The sequence below is a fragment of the Bacillus sp. BML-BC051 genome, assembly GCF_019656175.1.
In the GTDB taxonomy this organism is placed as follows: domain Bacteria; phylum Bacillota; class Bacilli; order Bacillales; family Bacillaceae_G; genus Bacillus_A; species Bacillus_A mobilis.
Window position 1 is genome coordinate 12607 of sequence record NZ_BPLI01000043.1, and the last position, 17475, is coordinate 30081.

At 30.2% G+C, this 17475-nt stretch carries 15 protein-coding genes and 1 pseudogene; 6 read left to right on the forward strand and 10 right to left on the reverse strand.

Translation table 11 applies throughout. The annotated features are described in order from the left end of the window. Positions 1–201: 201 nt before the first annotated feature. Positions 202–396 carry a hypothetical protein gene (locus K5S59_RS17705; RefSeq protein WP_033672094.1) on the forward strand — a complete coding sequence of 65 codons (195 nt, stop codon included), beginning with the start codon at positions 202–204 and terminating at the stop codon, positions 394–396. A gap of 224 nt (positions 397–620) precedes the next feature. On the opposite strand, the gene K5S59_RS17710 is transcribed toward K5S59_RS17705, so the two are convergent. The 3 genes from K5S59_RS17710 to K5S59_RS17720 all read right to left on the reverse strand — a co-directional run bounded on the left by K5S59_RS17710 (position 621) and on the right by K5S59_RS17720 (position 3443). Then, positions 621–1208, reverse strand: a complete 588-nt coding sequence (locus K5S59_RS17710) for a YiiX/YebB-like N1pC/P60 family cysteine hydrolase (RefSeq protein WP_002163780.1) — start codon at positions 1206–1208, stop codon at positions 621–623. A 716-nt stretch (positions 1209–1924) separates the two neighbouring features. Next, positions 1925–2638 (reverse strand): MerR family transcriptional regulator, encoded by a 714-nt coding sequence (locus tag K5S59_RS17715; protein ID WP_216635082.1) that lies wholly within the window; start codon positions 2636–2638, stop codon positions 1925–1927. Positions 2639–2744: 106 nt separating this feature from the next. Further along, the gene (locus K5S59_RS17720) at positions 2745–3443 is read right to left on the reverse strand and encodes an Ntn hydrolase family protein (RefSeq protein WP_212936381.1); all 699 of its coding nucleotides are present in this window, start codon (positions 3441–3443) and stop codon (positions 2745–2747) included. 317 nt (positions 3444–3760) lie between these two features. Between K5S59_RS17720 and K5S59_RS17725 the strand changes: the two genes are divergently transcribed. From K5S59_RS17725 to K5S59_RS17735, 3 genes are all read left to right on the forward strand, one after another. After that, on the forward strand, positions 3761–5026 hold the full coding sequence (locus tag K5S59_RS17725) for a Y-family DNA polymerase (RefSeq protein ID WP_000272570.1): 1266 nt from the start codon (positions 3761–3763) through the stop codon (positions 5024–5026). Then, positions 5023–5364: a YolD-like family protein gene (locus tag K5S59_RS17730; RefSeq protein ID WP_001057797.1), complete on the forward strand. Its 342-nt coding sequence runs from the start codon at positions 5023–5025 to the stop codon at positions 5362–5364. The genes K5S59_RS17725 and K5S59_RS17730 overlap by 4 nt, the downstream gene beginning before the upstream one ends. A gap of 175 nt (positions 5365–5539) precedes the next feature. After that, complete coding sequence (locus tag K5S59_RS17735; protein WP_000185060.1) at positions 5540–7129, forward strand: hypothetical protein; 1590 nt, start codon at positions 5540–5542, stop codon at positions 7127–7129. 822 nt (positions 7130–7951) lie between these two features. Here the strand turns inward: K5S59_RS17735 and K5S59_RS17740 are convergent. From K5S59_RS17740 to K5S59_RS17755, 4 genes are all read right to left on the reverse strand, one after another. Continuing rightward, positions 7952–9124, reverse strand: a complete 1173-nt coding sequence (locus tag K5S59_RS17740; RefSeq protein ID WP_001231516.1) for a hypothetical protein — start codon at positions 9122–9124, stop codon at positions 7952–7954. A gap of 263 nt (positions 9125–9387) precedes the next feature. Continuing rightward, a complete protein-coding gene (locus K5S59_RS17745; RefSeq protein WP_000960106.1) occupies positions 9388–10524 on the reverse strand; it encodes a hypothetical protein in 1137 nt (378 codons plus the stop codon). Further along, positions 10508–11875: a hypothetical protein gene (locus K5S59_RS17750; RefSeq protein ID WP_001026031.1), complete on the reverse strand. Its 1368-nt coding sequence runs from the start codon at positions 11873–11875 to the stop codon at positions 10508–10510. The genes K5S59_RS17745 and K5S59_RS17750 overlap by 17 nt, the downstream gene beginning before the upstream one ends. Next, a complete protein-coding gene (locus tag K5S59_RS17755; protein ID WP_000656864.1) occupies positions 11872–12381 on the reverse strand; it encodes a hypothetical protein in 510 nt (169 codons plus the stop codon). The genes K5S59_RS17750 and K5S59_RS17755 overlap by 4 nt, the downstream gene beginning before the upstream one ends. Positions 12382–13237: 856 nt before the next feature. Between K5S59_RS17755 and K5S59_RS17760 the strand changes: the two genes are divergently transcribed. Both K5S59_RS17760 and K5S59_RS17765 read left to right on the forward strand, forming a co-directional pair. Beyond that, positions 13238–13720, forward strand: a complete 483-nt coding sequence (locus K5S59_RS17760; RefSeq protein ID WP_000725580.1) for a thioredoxin family protein — start codon at positions 13238–13240, stop codon at positions 13718–13720. Between the two features lie 39 nt (positions 13721–13759). Beyond that, positions 13760–14905, forward strand: coding sequence for a DUF418 domain-containing protein (locus tag K5S59_RS17765; protein ID WP_001186861.1), 1146 nt, complete (start codon positions 13760–13762; stop codon positions 14903–14905). Positions 14906–15515: 610 nt separating this feature from the next. Here K5S59_RS17765 and K5S59_RS17770 read toward each other — a convergent pair. From K5S59_RS17770 to K5S59_RS30730, 3 genes and pseudogenes are all read right to left on the reverse strand, one after another. Next, positions 15516–16253: a multimodular transpeptidase-transglycosylase / penicillin-binding protein 1A/1B gene (locus K5S59_RS17770; protein WP_220784072.1), complete on the reverse strand. Its 738-nt coding sequence runs from the start codon at positions 16251–16253 to the stop codon at positions 15516–15518. 179 nt (positions 16254–16432) lie between these two features. After that, positions 16433–17137, reverse strand: coding sequence for a CPBP family intramembrane glutamic endopeptidase (locus K5S59_RS17775; RefSeq protein ID WP_002163781.1), 705 nt, complete (start codon positions 17135–17137; stop codon positions 16433–16435). A 44-nt stretch (positions 17138–17181) separates the two neighbouring features. Beyond that, positions 17182–17429, reverse strand: a pseudogene (locus tag K5S59_RS30730) (hypothetical protein); the annotation flags it as partial. Positions 17430–17475 lie beyond the last annotated feature (46 nt).

Consider the following 17475-nt stretch of genomic DNA (forward strand, 5'->3'; position numbering starts at 1 on the left):
AAGACGAACAACAATAAACTTCATGAAGTTTATTGTTATTTAGTTAAATGGCTAGAAATTCAATAGTATTGCTATTATATATCTATAAATAAGTAAAAGGATGTTCAATATGACTATATGTAGCTACTTCCATTTTAATTGAAATTTCAACTATATAAAGTAACACTTTTAATATAAGTAAGGGAGCGATTACTGTTGAAAATGACAAAAGGAGATTCAATACTCCGTTTGCTGACAGAAATTAAATTAGAGCTGAAGGAAACAAAAGAAGCTATTGAAAAATTAGATGAGAGATTAGAGAAAATAGAAAAACAAACACTTTCTACAAATTCATTTAAACTTGCTCTAAATACTCGAAAAGAAAAAGATTGGAAATATCCTTCTAAGATGAAATGAATTAGATTGATATTTTTCATTTTAGAATATATAGAAACAAGTAGAACATCTAAATAGGTACCTTTAATCATTTAATATAGATATCGCAATATAAAGTACAATGAACATTGTTTTCTTTCTTACTACCACACGGAAATTGTCCCCTAGCTCATGCTAGGGCTTTTTCTAATAACCCAATATAACAAAAAAGACACTTACTTCCCATAAAGTAAGTGTCTTTTTTGTTATTCTATCTGCGCAATAGGAAGAACATGATGATCAGCAGCAATATGCTCAGGGAAGATAAATCCCTCTGAGTCAGTAAGAAACTCTACACCTATTTTTTTAAAACACTCATTTACAAACTCGGAACATATATATTCATTATTGTCTTCGTGTCTCCCTATTCCTAACCCTATCCGAGCAACAATTTGAGCAATTTCATTTTTATCGTATCCACTGTTTAATAAACTAAAGCCAACTTTAATAAGGTTTCTAATCATTTCACTATCATCGTTAACATTTTGCAATAATTCATGACGAGCAATAAATAATGAACCATTATATCTGTTGTTAGAGTTCTCATAGTTTTTTATATAATGCTCTAGCGGGACTATCCTGACTCCATCGTCCTCAACACTTTCCATAATAAGCGTATGTTCTCCCCATTTTACAATAATCCCCGTATGACTAAACATTGATTCAGAAACCTTTTTAATTAATTTACTCACCAAATAGTTACCTGAACATAAAAAAATATCTCCTGTTTTTAAAACATTGATTAAATTTTCATATTTATCAATTTTTATGTTATTAAATTTATCTGTTCCCATTACATAGTTCACAACCTCACCTATGGAAATTACTAAGAAGAGTTTCTTTAATCTATTATAAAGTTTATTATTTAAAATCAGTCATATTTTATTCGTTAATATCTCTAAAATTTTTGATTATCATATAGGCCTCACCATACCATTTCGGGAAAATTGTACGTTTAAACACAATTTGGACACATTTTAAGCGTTTCCTGTACGTTAAGAGACATCTGTCCAGAAAACCTTATGTTTATGGACAGACGATAAAACTCAATAATATCAATGCTTTCTAGCTATAATCGCGTTCATAAAGTGTGTATATAAATCAGTGTTCAATTAAACTTTGTATTTTATCTTTATGAACATATACTCATCTAAAAGAAACACTGTAATGACAAAGGTCTGTAGTCCTTAGCGTACAATTTTCCCGAAATGGTGTCGTGAGGCCTATAAGGGGAATTCCATATTGAAGGAATAATCCCTTTTAAAATCCATCGACGAAGCTCGCACGGTCTTTGCTGTATTTTGTCAGAATGGAAATTAATAGATTATATTATATGTTACCTTTATCAGTAATATATAAAAAGATTTATAAAAAGAACTCCTAATACACACAAGAGTCCTTTTTATAAATTATTCTTTTTCATTTCTTTTTCATTTCTTTTTCATTTCTTCTCACGTACTTTTTATCTTTCATTGAATATACAATTCTCATGTATTAAGAACTCAGTGAATTACACATCCGTCCCTAGCATTTTTTCAATACTTGCTAGTATTTCTTTTTTATCTACTATTAAAGGCAGCGAATACACAGCAGTATTTTCTAAATCTTCTCTTCTATATCGTATTAATGATTGTATCTTCACCTTTGGAATCCCTTGTTTCTCCAGGTATCGATACACCGATACTTTATATCGAAACTTTAAATTCAGATCATCTATACCATCTAATAAGTCTTTGAGACTATATAATCCCATAGGTAATTCGCTAACCGGAAACTCTTCAACAACTTTATTCATTAAATCTGTTTTCGAATATAGAAGACTTGTCTGCTGTAGCGCTATAGTTTCAAACATCTTTGTAGTAGTAGTTTTTTGTTCTTGTTTTTTAGCTAATCTCATCATTTTCTCCCTGGATGCGATGCTTAACTCGTCCAAGTAATACCGTTGCCGATCAACAAGCAAAACTGACTCTTTCAACAAGAATTGTTGAAACTCACTTCGCGAAAATAATTTACGTTTCGTGAACAGCTCCACATATTTACTACCCTCACAATGTGTAAATAAAGCCTTATTTGCTACAGAGTTAATATATACATGATAGATGCATGGCGCTATGTTCCTTTGTACATAGTCATAACTACAACTAAGATAATCAGCCATTTCTTCAATTGTTATATTAAAATCATCTTCTATCAATTCTAGGTATGAAGATGCTATCTCCTCCAACGAAAGCCCCTTACCAGGTATCTTAATTAAAAACTCACTATCCACTTATCTTCCACTCCCTTTAATAGTCATACACTACTTTAGAAAGAAGTTTGCTCATAACCATCTATATTGCGGGCTTAGGTGGAGTTTCCCTGAAAGTAATCCCTTTTTTAGTGATTGTACAATGGTATACATTTTCATTAACGGATTGTTTCTTACTAGCAGCAAATTTTATTTCTTCTCCAAATTCTTTCATACACATACCTAATGAAATATTAACATGTAATCTTTCTTCTAATCGGTTTCTTATTTCATCCATACACTCACCTAAAGGGACAAAATGTGGAGCTTTCAAGTCCTTTAATTTATAATTATTAATATTTCCAAATACATAAAGAAAAGGTTCATTTTTATCGTGATCAAAGCCCCCAATTAAATATGCAGCATTTACCTTAATTTCTTCTAATGGTTTCTTTTTAGAAAAGACCCTGCAAATGAAAGATTTCTTTTTGTGAAGTTCTTCCGCATATTCTTTTTTTCTGTTCATAAGCTCTTCTCGGAAAATAGACTGCGATTCTTCAACCAACTCTCCTAAACTTATATTTGGATTTTGTTGAAACACCTGCATCAGTCTCTTTTTAGATTTCACAGTTGCTTCAACATCACCTAATGCAGCTAAAACAATATGATCAGAAAGCTGAATGATTTTATTTGCCCACTCCTCTATAGAATGTGAAAATTCTTTTCCATTAAATATACTTCTCCTACAATCAGCAGAAATTTGCACATAGTTTTCAAAAATCCCTCCGATTATTACTGTCATTACTTCCTAATCCCCTTTCATTTCATTTAAGTATCACATTATATGTTTTCATCATACCAAATACAAACTATATATGTTAAGTATATAGGTAACATATATAAATTACCTTTCAAGATGACGTTAATTCAACTTAAAGATTCGATATTTCCCCAGGATACAATACCTTGTTTAGCAATTTGTTACAGCCATTAATTAATCGTGAAATTCCTTTCTATATTATAAACTTTTCTATTATATTTTAAATCCCTCTTCATAAAAGAACGTAGGTTCGTGTATAATAAGAACAGACGTTCTTTTATGAAGAGGGGGGAATCACAGTGTATGACTATTCAATCCTACCGAATAGAATCATCTTATGTGTGGATCTACGGAGTTTTTACGCTTCAGTTAGTTGCATCAAAATGGGATTAGATCCTATGCATACAAAATTGGCTGTAGTAGGTGATGTGAATAGAAATGGTTCAATCGTTCTAGCTGCAACCCCACCATTAAAAGCATTAGGTGTAAAGAAGATGGCAAGATTATACGAGATTCCTCGCAGAAAAGATATTCTTGTTGTAAATCCAATTATGAGTACTTACATTAAATGCTCCAATTACATAACAAAATTAGCTTTGCAATACGTTCCTATTGAGGATTTCCACCAATATTCCATTGATGAATTCTTCATGGATATTACGGACAGTATTCATTTATTTGCCCAAAATCCTTATGAATTCGCAATGAAATTTAAGCGTGAAATATACGATCATACACGAATTGAATGCACCATCGGAATTGCTCCTAACCCACTCATGAGTAAGGTTGCCCTAGACATTGAAGCTAAGAAGAACAAAGATGGAATTGCTTTTTGGCAGTACGAGGATATACCTACCAAACTATGGAGCATACGACCCCTTAATAAATTTTGGGGCATATCATATAAAACAGAAGAAAAGTTAAATAGAAAGGGAATATACTCTATTGGAGATTTAGCCAATTATCCCCTTAAATACTTAAAACAAAGTTTCGGCAAGATTGGAGAAGAATTACACTTACATAGCCACGGAATCGACTTTAGTCGCATTTCAGAAAAATATGTTCCTGCCACAACTTCTATTGGGAAAAGCCAAATTTTAATGCGTGACTACACAATAGAAGAATTTCCGATTATTCTACTGGAACATATAGAAGAAGTTTGTTATCGGCTTAGAAGACAAAATAAGCTTGCTAAAACCGTTCATTTTTCTGTCGGTTATAGCAAAAGTTATACCGGTGGCATTAGAAAAACGCATACTTTAAACCGCCCAACAAATCTAACAATGGATATTTATAATATCTGTACATACTTTTTGCATCAACAATATACTGGCGAACCTATTCGCAGCATAAACGTATCCTTAACAAACTTACTTCAAGAAGGAGAAGAACAAATTTCTCTTTTCGATAACGTACCAAAGAGAGAACAAGAAGTGAGGTTAACAAAAGTAATGGATGAAATACGCACAAGATTTGGGAAGAACAGTATTTTACGAGGGATTTCCTACACGCATAGCGCTACAGCTAGACATAGAAACACATTAATAGGGGGACATAGATCGTGAATAACGCTAATATGCCAAAAGGAAGAGGTATGGTCAAATGGTCTCCGTTCGCAGCAATGCCTGAACAATTTGCTGGTATCCGTGAAATCATTAAAGAGAAAAACAAAGTGACTCGGCCGATCTTAACCGCTGAAGAAAAAGAACTGATCGAGAACATATTATTATGTTCCTTATTATCTGAAGAAGAAATACTAATTACATATTATGAAGATGGTTATTTACTCTCTAGCTATATGAATGTTGTTGGTATCGACCAGCAACATAGCGCTATCACATGTACAGATGCTTTTTATAACAAGATAAACCTGCAATTTTCTAATATAATAGATGTAAAATAGAATCAATTACTACACTCACGTTTGGATCATTAATCAATAACAAAGAATCATCTTACCCTTAAATGCCCTGGAAGATGTAAGATACTCAACTATCACTGATCTCTTGTCAATAGGGACAAAGATTAGCGTCGAAATCACGTTCACAATAAAAAATCGTAAAGGGACTGCACAAATAATGACAAATTCAGAAGTTAGAACAAAATTAACACATGAAGAAACAATTAAATTCCTTAAAGATTTAATGGATAAAGATATACAAATAACTCAAAGATACTTACAAGAAAATGGATATCATAGTTATTTGAACTACATTTCAAGATATATGGGAGGTTTAACAAAAGTAAAAAAAGAAATTGGATATGTGAAAAAATCAACTAAATTACACAATGATAATGAAATTTATACACTATTAAAAAAATTAGACTCAGAAGGAATAAACATAACTTCTCGTTATCTAATTAAAAATTACAAAACACAATATGGCCACATTAGAAATAACATGGACGGCTTAACAGAAACATTAAAACAATTAGGGATAAAAACAGTAGTGAAAAGGGAAGGAATTAAAAGAACAAAAAGAAAATGGACTAAAGAAGAAGTTATTACAGAAATGAAAAAATTCATTGATAGTGGTGAAAAATTAAATTCTACAAATATAATAAATAAAAACAGTAGTTTGTATCATGCATGTGTAAATATTTTCGGTTCATATAAAAATACAATTGAATATTTGGGTATTAATTATAACTATATATCACAAGTTAAAAAACTCACTCCCGTAGACATACAAAACGAGTTAAGAAATCTATACGAAAAGGGTGAAGATATATCATCTCAAAACATGCAACAAAAATATAGAAATTTGCATGCAAGTTGCCAACGCGTTTTTGGTTCTTATAAAATTGCTATCGAATCAATAAATTTAAACTATGATGATATTAGAAAAACAAAAACATGGTCAAAAGAAAAAATTTTAAATGAAATTAAATCACTAAACGATAAAGGTGAAGATTTAACCTCCAAATACGTTTCCGAAAAATACAATGAATTACATCACGCATGTAAATGGTATTTTAATTCTTATGAAGAAGCGGTTAAACAGGCTGGAATTGACTACTACAATATTACAAAAAGAAAAGTATGGTCTAAAGAAAAAGTGAAAAATAAATTATTAGACCTTCATAATGAAGGAATCAGTTTAACGCCTATGTATTTAATTAACAATCATAGTGAAGTATATAAATCTTGTGTGAATTATTTTGGTTCATACTATAACGCTTTAAATGAATTTGGTATAGATTATACATCAATCATTATGGACAACCCACTTGAAAGAAGCAAAGGTCTAATACTAGAAAAGATTATAGAAAAAGTTTTTGATTGTTTATCAGTTACCTATATAACACAAGAAAGAACACATATAAGTGATGATGTTTGGATTATACCAGACTTTAAAATAACCAAAATGGACATGAACTTACACAACTTATTTAAGTCATCACCTAATCAAAAATTATGGATAGATTCAAAATTATCCTATTGGACATGTTTTACATCAAACACACATAACAAATACAAAGACCATTGCGAAAAGTTAGTCTTTATCTATTTAAGAGGACATGAAAAACCAGAATACATTAACGATAAAATGACAAACATATGTATATTTGAACTCTTACCATATATAAAAGATGAGGAAAAACGCCACGAAATCAACATTGAATTACTAAAATTGCTAGAAGACAACCCAAAGGAGAATAACTAAAGTAACAAAAAAATTATTTATATTTAAACTAATGTACGAAAAGGAAAATAATTTCTCACACAATAACAAAAAGTAAAAAAACAAAAACGTATTACTCGAAAAAGGTATTGATTTAGAGTTGATTAATTAAACTGTAGCATCCATAGAGGATGCTTTCTTTCTTTGCTATATAAAATTTATATAATAAATGAGAAATTAACTAAGCACACAATTGAATACTGTAACTATCATATTCAAAGCTAAAATATTTAAAACAAACGTTTGTATAATTTCCCTATACCTAATTTCATTATCGCATAAATGAAAAAAGATAAGACATTTACATCTATTCAAGAATTATAGTTAGTTATAACATAGAACTCATTTTCTTATAGTTAATTACTCTTGAATATTATTATATGTTTTTCTATAAGAATCCTACATTCTTCTCTATTTACATATGTATACACTTTTGTTGATTTATTATAATATCAACTTTGATTTAAAACTGTTTATATAAAATCAATAAATGAGATTTTTAGAGGAAGGGCGGACCTTTACTTATTAATTCACATAATTTTCAAACATTAAAACCCAGGATGTTAATATTTGTTATATAATGGAATCAAGCTGTAATCAATATGGTTTCCCCGTTATGAATAATGAGATAATTTATGTGTCCCGTGTATTCGCTTTAAAGCAAAAAGAACTTGTAGTGATTTCTACAAGTCCTTTTTTTATTTTTAAATTCAAATCAATGAAAATCCAAGATAGGTCCCCTCATTTGGCCCTTAACTAGAAAAAACATCTATTAATCCTACTAGTTGATTTTCTAAACACATGCTATTTATCAATTAACAAATTAATTGGGAACAAATTTCTTAAAACAGGGATACTCTGGATAGTTTTATCTAGTTCCTTCAAGCTTTCCTTCCTCTCATTAGGAGATACCTGCAAACCACCAACTAAACTTTTCCCTTTAAATATAATAGTATCTGTTTTTCCTTGTTTCAATTCAATTAATTGATATTCATTTTTTGACATCATATAGTGATTATTATTTATTGTAAGAGGGGATGCGAGCATTCTATTTTTATCTTTATCTAACATAACAAACTCTTTCCCGTGATATTGTACAATTGTATAATCTTCTTTTTTCTCAGCCTTTGTATATCCATATTGAAAGAAAATCCATGATGAACCTATACCAATTATAATGATTATAATCCCTTTTATTCCCCAGTTACATTGCTTCCAAATATAAGCTAATGGGTTTCTTCTATAAATAGCAACAATCCCTCTTAAACATAGCTTTAAAAGTCCATTCTTAATTATTCCTGACTTCAATTTTTTTAGGGAAAGTACAATAAATAAAAATAGTAACATTACAAGTAAAATGATAAAAAGTGCCCATACTCTAGTACTTAATAGATTAGCTACATTAAAATTATATGAATCCTTTAATACTAAAAATGGTAGATAGCTAAGGACTAGCATAAGAAAAATTCCATTTGTAATTGCATTTATAGGAGCAAACTCTTTCCTATCATAGATAGTTCCTATCACTTCCTTAAAACTACCAACTTTATTTAAATCTGTTTCAATAATTGAACTTGAAAACTCACCTATTTTCGAATAAAATTTTTCTAATTTTACTCTTATAAAAGTTTCTTTTTTAGGAGTGCTTTGCCTTGCATCCAGTATGTTTATTATAAAACTTGCGCACCAAATTAATACTCTTGAAATAAAATATAAAATACATATCCTGAGTATCAAAGAAGAAACATCATATACAGAACTAACAATTAAAGATACATCTAGATCACTTAAACTAATATCATCTATACCATAGTAATCTCTAATCCCCTTTTGAAAAGAATAAGAGAAAAAGTAGATGGCTCCTGTAAGAATTGTGATAATCCACGCAGTATCTTGTAAATAAGATGATCTATCCTTTTGTATTTGCGTATCTTCTTTTTCCATTTGATAATTTTTTCTTTTTATTCTCTTTCTCACCAATACACACCCTATCTAACTAATTCTTTTAAACACTTCTAATACCCAATAGCAACTTTACAATATATCTCTATCTTTTAATAACATTCTATCATTAGTTTTACTGTAGCAATAAAAGTTTCTGTAAAACCCTGTGCTTAGAATAAAAAGAGCAGATATCTAGCATCTACTCTTTTTTATAGGGATATCGCTATCAAGCTAACAAAACAAAACAAAACAAAAAATAAACATTTAGCATTCGGTGTTGTTTTACGGGATACCAATTAGATATTAAACATTTTCTTAAGTAATGTTTTTTTATAGAAGCTCCAACTAAATGTATTAATCCTTACGCTAGGCACTACAACAGTAGTAATAGTTAAAATGAAGGTGATTATATATAGTAAGGCCAATCCCCAAAAAACTAATTTATTTTCTGTAATTTGTTTAATGAAAGATATATTCAAAGAATTTGCCAAGAAGATTAAACCATTGATTGGAACCAAGATTATTGAAAGTAATTGTGCCACTTTTCTAGAATTATCGATAACCTTTAGTTTATTAATATTACGTATATTATTAAACTCATTAACCTTTTCTATTAGCTTCTCCTTTAAAGTAATGATGATATTCTCAACATCAGTGTTATGTACCAAAATATTCTCTTGGTCATATGTTATAAACTTTATTTTATTTTCTATCTTTATTACAGCAATCCTAAATTGCCCTTTTTTTACAAAATACACATCAAATTCTTCTGTTTTAACGGTTTCATAAAGAATTTGAGTATCTGAAACATGTTCTAGTATGTCTAGATTTAACTCTTTAAAATATTCCTTTATGGTAACGTAGTATATCTGATTAATATCTTCAGGGTCTAAACCGCTAAAAAAGTTAAAGCTTATTTGACGCTCAATATTTAATTTTTTTAATTTATTGGAGATAACAAATGAAAAAATATTTAAAGCATTATCATCGTTAATTAAAATAAACCAATGTAAATAGTACTCTAAAGTAGGAAGATAGCAAAAATGAATCGTTTGAACATCATTATCTAAAGTAGAATTAGGATCAAAGTTAACCTGTAACTCAGTGTTTATTTCATCATCTTGAGATACCATAATTAAGTTCTTTTTCTCATCATATAAGATATCATATTTATACCCTTGACTCACTAACCTTCTACTTAATATTTCTACAAAGAAATTACACCATTTCGTTATATTAAGGATTACTATTTCATTTCTAATTGTTATAAATCCTTGTAATTCAAGTTTTTCTAAATATTGGATATTTTTGTCATCTTGCTGAAATTTCAATTTATAGTCTGTTAAAGAAAAAACAATATTATTACTATTTTTCTGTAACTTATAAGAAGAAGCTATACGAGAAAGAATTTCGTATTCATAGCCCACTAGCATAATTAATCACCTGCGTTGTTGGTATTGCTGTATCTAATCTTTCCAATAAACTTTCAATATTATTCCCATTATCAGCACCTAATTTAATAAGAAAATTTAAAATCTGAGTTATTTCTTCCTTTGCAAGACTACTTATTTTGCTAAGATAAACTAAGATTTTTTCATCTAACTTATAAGTATTTTCATCAAAAGGAATAATTTTCTTCTCAAGTAAGCAGTAAAAAAAAGTATTTTGTAACAGTTTTACTATAACTTGAGTTTCATCTTTAAATGCTGTTTCAAACACTTCTCCGATTTCTTTTTTTGCTGTTGCAATTACAGCTTCCCGTTGAGGAATCGTTCCAACTGATAATCGTCTTCGAGCAAGATTTTTCATTTCTTCTTCATAAGTGTGATTTAGATAATCGTATCGGAGTAATACAGAGATTTCACTTATAAATTTATCTATATCTATAACTTGAAGGTTTTTTAATCGAGACATTATCTTACCTTCAGATCCATCTAAAATTAAACTAATCTCTTCACCCCTATTTAGTTTAACCACAGAAATGGGATAATTATCATACAAATACTTTATATCATCATGACATAGAGCATCCAAGAAACTCATTGGGTGCTTAACATCAACACTAAACTTCATTATTCCATTATCAAATCTATAGCGTGAAGGCATACTTTCATTATTAATAACTAGTAATCGCCTTAAAGTATGATCACTAAAATTATAAGGTTTAATTGGACTCCCCTGTTGGCTAGCTGCAATTCTTCTGTGAATTTCTGCAATAAATTCATTTTTTTCACCATCAGTATGAGTATATCCTGAGAAATTTGTCTGCAGAATTATATCTCTTTGAGGGTAAATTCTTAATTCAGTATGTGTTTTTTGTGATATTTTGTGATTCATGTAAGTTGTAATTTTATCAGTAGTCAATCTTATATTAATAATATCTTCTTTTGTCGTTAGGAGCGAAAATAGGTTCACATTAACATGATCTATACCTTCAAAATCTAAATCCTTTAATAAATTGTATATATTATTAATTTCAATCTTATTTATTGGAAAATAATAAAGTAGTCCATTGAAGTCACTTTTGGGAACAGAAATAATTTCGAAATATTGACTAATCTTAGCTACTAGCTCCTGTTCTTTTTCCTCTTCTTTTAAGTCAAGATATGTTTTATATAAAAACCAGTCATATTCATCTTTGCTAGCGGGTAATGTAGTTATTAATCTTTCACTAAGGCACCAATTAATAATTTCATAAGTGATTTCTGTAGATAGTTCACATATTTTCTCCCAAATACTAAATCCATCTCGAGTGAAGAAAAGTTTTTGTTCTCTTATATTCATTTTTCTAGACTACCTTCATCTTCAGATTCTGTTCCTTCATTTTCCATAATTAAATAATCCATTGCTCTAGTAATAGACGTAGTATGACTTTTACTCTGAAGCACTTCTAGCACTTTTTCAATTTCCTGAATTGAAATATTTAAAGCATCAGCTCTACCTAGCATTTTTGATATTGCCTCATCTACGTGTGCTACATTCAAAGTTTTTTTCTTTTGTTCTTTTAAGATACTATTTATTTCATACATCAAAATCACAGAAAGAAACTTTACTGAATCATGATATCTTTGAAATCCTTCCTTAGATATTCGTAAATCCAATCCATCTGAGAAAGCAACATCCCTTATTAATTCTCTTATTCTGCTTTTATACAATAAGGATTTATTTTCATCTACTAAAACTTCCTCATCGCCTAATATTTCTTCAGTATCATCACCTGAATTAGTTGTCTCATTTTCCCCAGAATTAGTCTGTTGATCCTTTAGAAACCTTTCTAACTCCTCTTTCATATAATCCCCTCCTATAATTCGTCATATATATTTTACCATATATAACCTGTGCAACTACTAGTTACCTGAGATTATCCTCTAATCTTATTATTTCAATCTAGTTGTGTAGTTCCTTAAATATAGCTAATATCACACATTAGAGGTATTTCCCTAATTATTTGCACTCTAGCAATAATATTGAAGAAGGTAGAATATTTTAAAAAGAACTATTTTAAAATTACTTACAAGAATACATCCACATTTAAAGATTACAAAGAAAAAATGAGTTTTACAAAACATACAAAATGTTAAACTCATAAAGCCCAGTAATATCGGTACCTATACATGATATTACTGCGCTTTTATTTGGATATTCAACGGCGTGTTTTACAAATTATATAAATACCTAAACTTAGTTTTACTTTTTACATATGAACATCTTAAAAAAACACTTCAAAAGGTACACCTTTAGATATAGTATATTCTTTGCAGCTTAAACTACTTCAAAAGGTATCAAAATATACTTAAGACACACTGCATAAGTACATACACTTTTTGAGATGTGTTTGTTGAATGATTTTATGCTTATTGGAGGAGGATAGTGTCCCAATCAGTTGGATACACCACAGAGCCACCTTTGTTGTAGTGTTTATTGTTTTTGATATATAATCTGGTACATGAAATTTTACAATTAAGTTATCCTTTAGTTTTTCTTTTGAAATTCTTATAGCATTCTATATGAATCTTATGTTATTATAAAGATAGAAAATTTGTTTCCAATGTTTATACTCTATTGTACGTAGCGTGAAGGACAAACCTTACGCCCTGTTAACTCGGGCGAGGTTTGTCCTTTTTTTACTTTAAGGAGGAATTTACTATGAAAAAAATCTACAAAATCGGAGCAGTTATAACAACTTTATGTGTTATTGGTATCACGATCTTTACTTTAACTAAAAATGAATCAGTCAAAACAGAAATAGTAACACCTGAAAAAACAATTGTATCTGCTGCAGATGTAAAAGGATCACCTGAAAATATAAAAGATATTTCAAAAGAAGAATTAAAGCAAAAAATACAATCCCATAAAGAGTTCATTGCGTATTACTATCAACCAACCTGTCATTATTGTAAAAAGGCTGCACCAGATATCAATCGTATGTCAAAAAAGCATGATAGAACTATCTATCGTATTGATATCTCTACCCCAGAAAATCAAAGTGCCTTTCAAGAGTTCGACATTCCAGGTACTCCAGTTATTGTAGCTTATAACAGAGGTGAAGAAGTTGAACGTTTAGAAGGAGCTGTGTCAGCTGCTACCTATGATGGATTCTTTGCAAGACGTAATTCGAGTGCTAGCTAGTATAGTGCTCGTTTTTCTTTGTACGAAAGGAGAATTAATGTGCAACAAAACGCCCGTATTCAATCTTTAGACATAATAAGAGGTATCGCCATACTTTGTATCCTTTTTGCGAATCTACCTACTATGACGGGACTAGATCCCTTTAATCAGGCAGGTTACTCCGGCACAGATAAAGCGATTCGTTTTTTAGTAGATTTGTTTATACAAGCAAAGTTCTATACTATTTTCGCATTCTTATTTGGCGTAGGGTTTTATATCTTTATGAAAAATACAGAAGCAAAAGGATACCCCATGTATAAGTTGTTTATTCGCAGACTGTGTATTTTATTAGCCTTCGGTTTACTTCACTTCACCTTTCTATGGTATGGAGATATTCTACATGCGTATGCTATAGCAGGAGTTATTCTATTGTTCTTTTATAAGCGCTCTACTAAGCTTATTTTTATAGCTGGTTGTAGTTTCCTAACGGTTAGTTATGTATTACATATTATTGTATTTTTACAAGCAAGTTCTTCTATTCTTGAAGTGCCAACTTACTATCAATATATGTTTACAGGCAACACTACCAACCACACGGTAAATCTATTTACACATTATTTATATCAAGTAAAAGCACGTTTGTTTTTTCTGATGATAGAGGAACCCCAACAACTACTAATAGGAATTCCTGAATATATAGGCTTATTTTTAATCGGCTTATGGGCTGGTAAGAAAGATATTTTTAAAAGGATACCGGGGGTAATAAAGAAAATTAAATTTTTACAGTGGAGTTCGTTATGCATTTCATGTCTTCTCTCTTGTCCTATTATCTACTATTTTATAAAAATGGATGTCTATTACTCTAAGGATATACAAATATGGATTTTATTTGGAGGGAAAACGCTAGCTATATTCTATATTTGTACCCTACTTAGAGTGTGTGAGAATAAAAAATATATAGAGTGGCTGCAACCCTTTATGAACATAGGCAAGTATGCTTTAACGAATTACATTAGCCAAAGTATACTAACTCTTGTCATTCTTTCGTTGTACTTTAAAGATGTCTCACAGGTATATTACTGGCAACTATGTATCTTCGGGATTTTAATTATCTTTGCGCAAATTATATTCAGCAAAATTTGGAGTAAATATTTCCGCTATGGTCCCATTGAATGGATATGGAGAAAAGGAATTTACAAAAAATAACCTATTTTTCACCAGTTTCATGCAATTAACCGAAAAAAATGATAAAATATTATATGAAAGATTAAAGATATATTTGTGATTGTAAAATGATGTTATTAAAATTAAAGTGGTTCAAGTCAGAGGAAGACACCTTAAGGTGTCTTTTCCTTTGTATATAAAAAATCCTAGCCATCCTATGGAAATGGCCAGGATTTTTTATGGACTACATATTATCCGATTCATCAGTTTTATTATAAACACATTTAGCTTCTCGAAAATGCTACCAGTTATCCATACCCCAACATCATGGGAAAGAATGATCGTTCCGTATGTTTGGATTTCCAGGTAATGTCGTTTACAACTTCTTTTGCTTCTTCCTGAGTTTCGTTTTTTGGGGAACAAACATTTTTTTAGTTGATGGCGATGTGATGGGAGCCCAGAATGAAATAGTATAATTTAGTTATAAGGCTCTCACATCAATTGTGAGAGCTTTTTCTATTATTAGGTACAAACTTACACTAGTAGAGTTATAGAAACGCTTATACTCATAAGATATTTGTAATTTGGAGTATCGCCATCAAACTACAACAGCAACTAATCATCCTCAAAAATAACTCATTTTCTGTCAAAGTTACCATTTTATTTTAGTTGGATTCAATTTATCAATGTATCCACGTGCTAACTTTTTTTCATTACTGTCAAAGATACCAATATCACCACTAAAATTCTCCCAATATTCTCCTAAATAGTCTTTGCTAGGTGAGTGTAAATCAACATATAATCCCATCGTTCCAAAACTTGCTACTTGTCGTGCTAATGAATCGCCTACTTCTTTTGCTTGTTCTTTCGTTGTTCCGGCTGGCATAATGGCAACAATTCTTGTTAAACTATCTTTCGCTTCAATGTGGATATCTTGCACTGGTGTCGTATATTGGATTCCATCTTTTATTGTTTGAACTCCTAATTGTGATAACTTGACATCTTTATTACGCGCCCCCTGACCTTGCGCCAGCTTCAATTGTTCTGCTTTTTCTTGTGCTTGCACTTCATTTAACCCGCTATCTTTCGCTTGTTCTGCTTCTTGCTGTTTCTTAGCTTCTTCCTGTTTCTTCTTTTCCTCTACTTCTTGTTGTTTCTTAGCTTCTTCCTGTTTCTTCTTTTCTTCTGCTTCTTCCTGTTTATTTTGTTGCTTTCCATTTACCTTTGTTGGTTCCGGGTCAATCATAGCTGATACGAACCATAAAGCCCATGTTGCACAAAAGAATAAAGTGGCTTTCTTGAATTTCGGTTTATTCTTGAACCCTTTCACGAAAAATACGATTGAAGTAATTAATGATATTAAAGCAATTAAATTTAAAAATGCTGACATATGTATTTCCTCCAAGTTGTTTTTATATTCCACTTTTGCTTAATAATTTTATTCATTTGAGCTTTATTTACTTATTAGCCCTGGCTATTTGTCTTATCTACACTGTGGTAGTCATACTTTGTGCTTTATCCAAAATTAAAAGGAAAGTTTTTTCGTTCTTTGCAAATTGAATTATTTCATCAAGAAATCTGAAACATAACAACAATTAAGTTCATACTAGCATGAACGACAAACGATACTATTAACCTATTAGTACGTACATATATTGCCGCAAGTACAAGTCCAATTAGAAAATATCCAAATACAAAAGGAAAATCAAAATGCATAATAGAGAAAAACAATGAACTAACTAATATACACCCACTTTTATTAAATTTACGGCTTAATATATTTATGGCCGCGTAACGAAATACAAGCTCCTCAACTAGCGGAGCAAGAATTACAATTGATATAAGAGCAAGAGGAGAAATGGCTACAGATTCAATATTACTTGATGTATTAACTGATTGTGTAGTTAAGTGAAATATACTTTTATCCAATATACTACCAATTGTCTGTGCCAAGAATACTGCAACTATTCCTACTAAAATCCAACCGAATGATACTCTTGAAAATTTAATTGATAACTTCGAATCGCGCATCGCTTCTTTCTTATATATAAGAAAAACGAATGTCAATATGAGCAAAAAACCTATTAGTTCCCAATGAACAAGTAGTTGCTGAATTGCTTGCTGTTGATTTCCCTTAATATCATACCAACCTGTCTTTGCTAGCAATTGTACACCTATAATCCCAACAAATTGAGTCATTATAAAATATATGAGTATAACATAACCTGATTTATGTATATTACTATGATTCATTTTATTATATTCACCTTTCATTTACATCCATATATTATCTAAATTTCAAATCCAAATAGTATTATCTACTCTTCTTTAAGAATTTTATATATACGTGTAGGTTTATGCTTAACAAGATCCCCTTCACTATTGCTAACTTTTTTTGTTTCAAAGTAGATTGGGTATTCTTCCCACCTGTTTTTATTTCTGATACTAACTCTTTAGTTATCCAGTAATTTCGATTCAGCAGATCTCCTGTTACAGCAGTCATTCAAAAATGTTTGTTATCTGTATTAAATTATTTAGCAACCATTTCCTCTTTGGGGTTCTTTCGTATCTAATTCTAATTGTCCATTTAAATCAGCATTCAAAAAGCATTT